This is a genomic window from Sphaerochaeta sp. UBA5836 (genome assembly GCF_002432845.1).
Taxonomy (GTDB): Bacteria; Spirochaetota; Spirochaetia; order Sphaerochaetales; family Sphaerochaetaceae; genus Sphaerochaeta.
Genome location: NZ_DJGW01000035.1, coordinates 1 through 5,772, shown reverse-complemented (window position 1 = coordinate 5,772; position 5,772 = coordinate 1). Strand labels below are relative to the sequence as shown.

At 53.6% G+C, this 5,772-nt stretch carries 6 protein-coding genes; 3 read left to right on the top strand and 3 right to left on the bottom strand.

Annotated elements, in window-relative coordinates:
• The 3 genes from B3F49_RS02775 to B3F49_RS02765 form a co-directional block, all read right to left on the bottom strand.
• The coding region (locus B3F49_RS02775; RefSeq protein WP_293908875.1) for an SIMPL domain-containing protein at nucleotides 1-695 on the bottom strand (695 nt) is incomplete at its 3' end.
• 9 nt (nucleotides 696-704) lie between these two features.
• Nucleotides 705-1,322, bottom strand: coding sequence for an NUDIX hydrolase (locus tag B3F49_RS02770; protein WP_293908874.1), 618 nt, complete (start codon nucleotides 1,320-1,322; stop codon nucleotides 705-707).
• Between the two features lie 3 nt (nucleotides 1,323-1,325).
• Complete coding sequence (locus B3F49_RS02765; RefSeq protein WP_293895877.1) at nucleotides 1,326-2,255, bottom strand: Mrp/NBP35 family ATP-binding protein; 930 nt, start codon at nucleotides 2,253-2,255, stop codon at nucleotides 1,326-1,328.
• 385 nt (nucleotides 2,256-2,640) lie between these two features.
• Here B3F49_RS02765 and B3F49_RS02760 point away from each other — a divergent pair, with 385 nt between their 5' ends.
• From B3F49_RS02760 to B3F49_RS02750, 3 genes are all read left to right on the top strand, one after another.
• Nucleotides 2,641-2,919, top strand: coding sequence for an OadG family protein (locus B3F49_RS02760; protein ID WP_132813539.1), 279 nt, complete (start codon nucleotides 2,641-2,643; stop codon nucleotides 2,917-2,919).
• A 24-nt stretch (nucleotides 2,920-2,943) separates the two neighbouring features.
• Entirely contained in the window at nucleotides 2,944-4,770 is a 1,827-nt protein-coding gene (locus B3F49_RS02755) for a biotin/lipoyl-containing protein (protein WP_293908873.1), read from the top strand.
• Nucleotides 4,771-4,783: 13 nt separating this feature from the next.
• The coding region (locus B3F49_RS02750) for a sodium ion-translocating decarboxylase subunit beta (protein WP_293908872.1) at nucleotides 4,784-5,772 on the top strand (989 nt) is incomplete at its 3' end.

Below are 5,772 nucleotides of genomic sequence, written 5' to 3'. Positions count from 1 at the left end.
ACCATTGAGACCGTGGAAGTGACCGTCATGGTACCGGCAGGAATCTCTGTAGCCATGTCATAGGCTGCTTCACTGGCCATAGCCATCTTCAGCCGGGTATTGTAGGGGTTTGATGCAGTTGAATACTCGCTGATCGTGATGGGTCTTCCGACCTGCATCCGAGCCTCTTTTGCATAGAGTTCGGCCTTCGACAGAGCCTTTTGGACAGCCTGCTGTCGAGCTTCCTCCAAACCTATTGATTTATCTTCCTTGTCCAACATGACCGAGTTCAAGTAGATGCCGCTCACATCTCCAAGCTGGTCGATCAAGGTCCCCAGGTTTTCCAGTTTGCGCAGAGTTACCGAAAGCGTCTGGCTGGCGATCTGACCCTCCAAATACTGCTTTCCCTCAATCCACTGGTAACTGGGCCTGAGATTCAGCATGGTAGTCTTTATATCCTTCTCTTCAATTCCATTGGCTCTCATGACAGATAGCAACCGGGCCATTTTTTCATTGGCAAACGCTTGGGCTTCACTGGTGGTTTTTCCCAACTCGCTGACCTGGATGGAGAAGGATGCGATATCGGGAACAAGGGTTACTTCCCCGGTTGCCGACACCTCGATGGTCCGCACCAAATCCTTGTTGGACATGCACGAGCTGAAAAGCAGGGCGATTGCAACCAGAAGACCGATTACCGCGAAGTGTTTCTGTTTCATTGTCTCTCCTTACTGTTGGATGGTGACCAACTCAGGTCGTTTCTTTGCTTCTCGCAGGAAATATCCCAAGGCGATCATCATGATCCCATTGTCATAGATTCCCGTACCCATCCGGTCGATGACAGTCTGCACCGGGATGGAGAGTACCTCGAGCTGCTCATTCGGGTCGAGCTCCTGACCGCTGGTATGCTTCACATCCTCGACCAAATAGAAATAGGACCTATTGTTCATGAAAGCGGAATTCGGACTCACATTTCCCAGTGCAGTCACCCTCTGTCCTACCAGGCCCGTCTCTTCCTTCAGCTCCCTGAGGCCTGCATCCATGGGGTCCTCGTCCTTTTCCACGACCCCGGCCGGGAACTCCCGGGTGACGGTTGCCGAGCCATGGCGGAACTGATCCACCATGACAAACATCGGTACGCCCTCCTCGTTACGGAACCAAGGAATAATCGTTACCCATTTCGGGCAGTCAACCTCGATAAAGGTGGAACTGCGCCCATCACTGCTGGTGCGTTGTACCGTACAAATATCAAAGATCGGACCTTTGAAGACCCGTTCACGCTTGCCTGACTTCCACAGTAAATGAGTATTGGACTTTCCCTCATCATGGGTAAACGGATCAAACATGGCTCACACTCCTTTTCTTGACGGACAGTTGCTGCTACAGCTCGAGCAGGCCGAAGGGGCGCAGGAAGCGGTTCCTGCGAACTCAGTACTGCGGTGCGAAGAAACTGCAGTCCCGCTATTGATCAGAAGGGCGATATCCCTGATTGCCTTGGCCGAAACGCTCTCGGGTTGCAGGCTCAAGTAGCTCTTTCCCGCATCCTCTGCTTCCATGAGAGGAACCTCCAGGGGAACCCTGCCCAAGAATGGAACGTTCATCTGATCGGCCATCTTCCTGCCGCCGCCGATGCCGAAAATCGGAATCTCGGTGTTGCAGCCCGGGCAGATCAAACCGCTCATGTTCTCAACCACACCCAAAATGGCGACACCCATCTTGCGCGAGAAATTCACACTGCGCCGCGCATCGAGAATGGCCACTTGCTGAGGCGTGGTAACAATGATGGTGCCGGTCAACTCAGGTATGGTCTGGCAGACGGTAAGTTGCTCATCTCCGGTTCCCGGAGGAGAGTCGATGAGCAGGTAATCCAGCTCGCCCCAGTCGGCCTGGGCAAGGAACTGACGGATTGCAGCAATTTTCATCGGACCACGCCAGACAATGGGACTGTCCGGTTCACTGATGGCAAAGGCCAGGCTCATGACCTTCAAACCCGGACGAGCCTCTACAGGATAAAAAGTCTCCCCTCCGTCTTCAGTGGTGAGAATTCCTGCTTCGCAACCCAGCATTTTTGCCACGTTCGGCCCATGCAGGTCGGTATCGAGGATGCCCACGGTACAGCCGCTGTCGACCAAGGCATTGGCAAGATTTACCGTTACCGTGGTCTTGCCGACTCCGCCCTTTCCACTCATGATCAAAATCTTCCGCCCTATTTTATCCAGATGATTTCTGATTGCCTTGTCCTCGGCAATCCTCTGTGCAAAATCCACACCTTCAGACATTCCTTATTCGTTCTCCTTCGGCAATCCAGCCCTCTGTACCTTACGATAAACCGCCAAAACAGACAAGAGAACTCCTTGGCAGGCTGGCCGCTTGCAAGCCCACCCGGCTTTGCACAAGCAAGCAAAAATGTAAGAAAATCGATAGTCCCTCCATATGTATGACAGAACAACTACTTTCACAGACTAGAAAAATTCCTGGAGCCGACTGAAAAACTCTTCGTGTAAATTGTATATTATTGCAATTGTGTTCCAAGTTTTTCAGAATTAACCTAATCATTTATCCTACCTTTACTTGAAACACCACCTCTGATTCCGATATACTCAGGACTAGTGCGTTTCTCGTAGTCCTTGACTACGGTCACTATAAACCTTTTTAGGAGTTCGTATGGTATTCTTAGCGCAACTACCGAAAGAGCAGCTAATCGCCCAGCTCGAGAATGGGGTAATCCTCATGGTTCTGGGTATCGCTACGGTGTTTGTGTTTCTTACGTTGCTGGTTTTTCTTACCAAAGGCATGAGCGCCATTGCAAGAAAGATAGCACCTGCAAAGAAACCGACAGTCGTTGTGAGCAGTCCCTCTGCCGCCACCATTTCTGCAAGCCCTGCCAGTGAGGCGGACATTGCAGCCGCCATCGTGGCCGCATTCGCCAAGTCGAAAGAATAAGTAACACCCGGAGGACAATTCCAAATGAAAAAACAAGTCAAGTTCATGTGCACCGCGTTCCGTGACGGCTTCCAGTCTGTCTATGGCGCACGCGTATTCACCAAGGATTTCATGCCCGCAGTAGCTGCAGCCCGCGAGGCTGGCATCTCCCACTTCGAAGCCGGCGGCGGTGCCCGTTTCCAGTCACCGTACTTCTACTCAAATGAAGACGCCTTCGAAATGATGGACGAGTTCCGCAAAGTAGCCGGAGCCGATGCAGACCTGCAGACTCTGTCGCGCGGTGTCAACGTCGTTGGACTTGACTCCTACCCCAGGGACATCATCGACCTCCACGCCAAGCTCTTCAAAAAGCACGGCATTTCCACCATCCGCAACTTTGATGCCTTAAACGATGTCAACAACCTCATCGACAGCGGCCGATCCATCGTCAATGCCGGACTGAGACACGAAGTGGTTGTTACCATGATGAGCCTTCCCCCGGGAAGCACCGGCGCACACGACCCCGACTTCTATGAAGCAACCCTCAAGCAGATTCTTGATGCCGGCATCGAATTCCAGTCCGTCTGTTTCAAGGATGCCAGCGGCACCTCCACTCCTGCGTACGTCTACGAAACCATCAAGCGCGCCCGCAAGATGCTGGGCAAGGACATGAACATTGTATTCCACAGCCATGATACCGCCGGAGTTTGCATCCAGCAGTACATGAGCGCCCTCCAAGCAGGTGCCGACCAGGTCGACCTGTCCATGATGCCTGTTTCCGGCGGCACCTGCCAGCCCGACATCATCACCATGTGGCATGCCCTGCGCAACACCGACTTCGATCTTGGCATCGATATCAAGAAGATCCGTGAAGCCGAGGCTGTATTCCAGGATTGCATGAAAGACTACATCATCCCCCCCGAAGCCATGACCGTCACTCCCGAAATCGTCTTCTCCCCGCTTCCCGGCGGCGCACTTACTGCAAACACCCAGATGCTGAGGGACAACAACCTGATGGACAAGTACCCTGCCATCGTTGAAGCCATGGCTGAAACGGTTGCAAAGGGCGGTTACGGAACCTCCGTTACCCCTGTTTCCCAGTTCTACTTCCAGCAGGCTTTCAACAACGTCATGTTCGGACCTTGGAAGAAGATTGCAGAAGGCTATGGAAAGATGGTGCTCGGCTATTTCGGCAAGACCCCCGTCGCTCCCGATCCACAAGTTGTGAAGGCTTGCTCCGAAGCCATGGGCCTGAAGCCCACCACCGAGAAAGTAGTGGACATCAACGAGAAGGATCCCAAGAAGGGCGTTGCCGCTGCAAAGGCCATGCTTGAGAAGGAAGGCCTGCCCATCACCGACGAGAATATTTTCATCGCAGCTTCCTGCAAGGAGAAGGGAATCCTCTTCCTCACCGGCAAGTCACAGGTGAACGGCATGTACAAGATCAACCGCGAAGAGGAAGCCGCCAAGAAGAAGGGCGAGTATACCGTAACGGTCAACGGCAAGGCATACGGCGTCAAGCTCGGCAAGGACAATGCCACCGTCAATGGGGTGAGTTATCCGTTGAACGTCGGCTTCGGCATCGATGAGAAAGCCATCGAGGCTTCCAAGGCCGTTGCATCCGATGCTCCCGCAGCTGCTGCAGCCCCCTCACACGAAGCAATCACAGTCAAGGCTCCGATGCCCGGCTTGATCCTCCGCATTGAGGTGAAGGAAGGACAGAAGGTTTCCAAGAATCAGGTCGTGATGATCATGGAAGCCATGAAGATGGAGAATGAAATTTTCGCACCGTGCGATGGTGTGGTAACCAAGATTTCTGTAAGCCAAGGCCAGCAGATGCAGAGCGACGACGAATTGCTCGTGATCGCTTAAAGGAGACTCTGAGATGATTGGTTCTGCGTTTAATCAGCTCTGGCAGTCCACCGGACTGTACGGATTCATGGGGATGGTGGAAGGCTTCGGTGTCGGCAACCTTGTCATGATACTGGTCGGCTTCATCCTCCTCTATCTTGCCATCAAGAAGGGCTTCGAGCCCCTCTTGCTCGTACCGATCGGGTTCGGTTGTATCCTCTCGAACATCCCCATGGGGTTCATCGCCAGCGTCGACCCCGCAACCGGGGCTGCCGGCTTCATCAAGCTGCTCTTCGACATGGGTATCGACACCGGTCTCTTCCCGATTTTGATCTTCATGGGTGTTGGAGCAATGACCGACTTCGGTCCGCTCATAGCAAACCCCAAGACCCTGCTCCTCGGAGCAGCCGCCCAGGCTGGTATTTTCGTTGCCTTGCTTGGTGCTTTGGCTTTGAGTTTCATCCCCGGTATCAATTTCGACCTGTTTGCTGCCGCTTCCATCGGCATCATCGGTGGTGCCGACGGTCCTACGGCCATCTATGTAACCAGCCGACTGGCCCCGGACTTGCTGGGACCCATTGCGGTAGCTGCGTACAGCTACATGGCCCTGGTTCCCATCATCCAGCCCCCGATCATGCGCGCTCTCACCACCAAGGAAGAACGCAAGATCAAGATGCAGCAGCTCAGACCGGTATCCAAGCTTGAAAAGATTCTTTTTCCGCTTACTGTTCTGACCACCTGCGCCATCCTGCTTCCCTCCGCCACCCCGCTCATCGGCTCGCTGATGTTCGGCAACCTGGCCAAGGAGTGTGGTGTAGTAAACCGTCTTTCCGATACCATGCAGAACGCCCTGATGAACATCGTAACGATTTTCCTCGGTCTTTCTGTCGGTTCGAAGATGGAAGCTTCTCACTTCCTCAACCTCAATACGCTTGGAATCCTGGTCCTCGGCATGGTGGCTTTCGGCATCGGCACTGGAGCCGGCGTGCTGATCGCCAAACTGATGAACAAGCTCGACCCCAA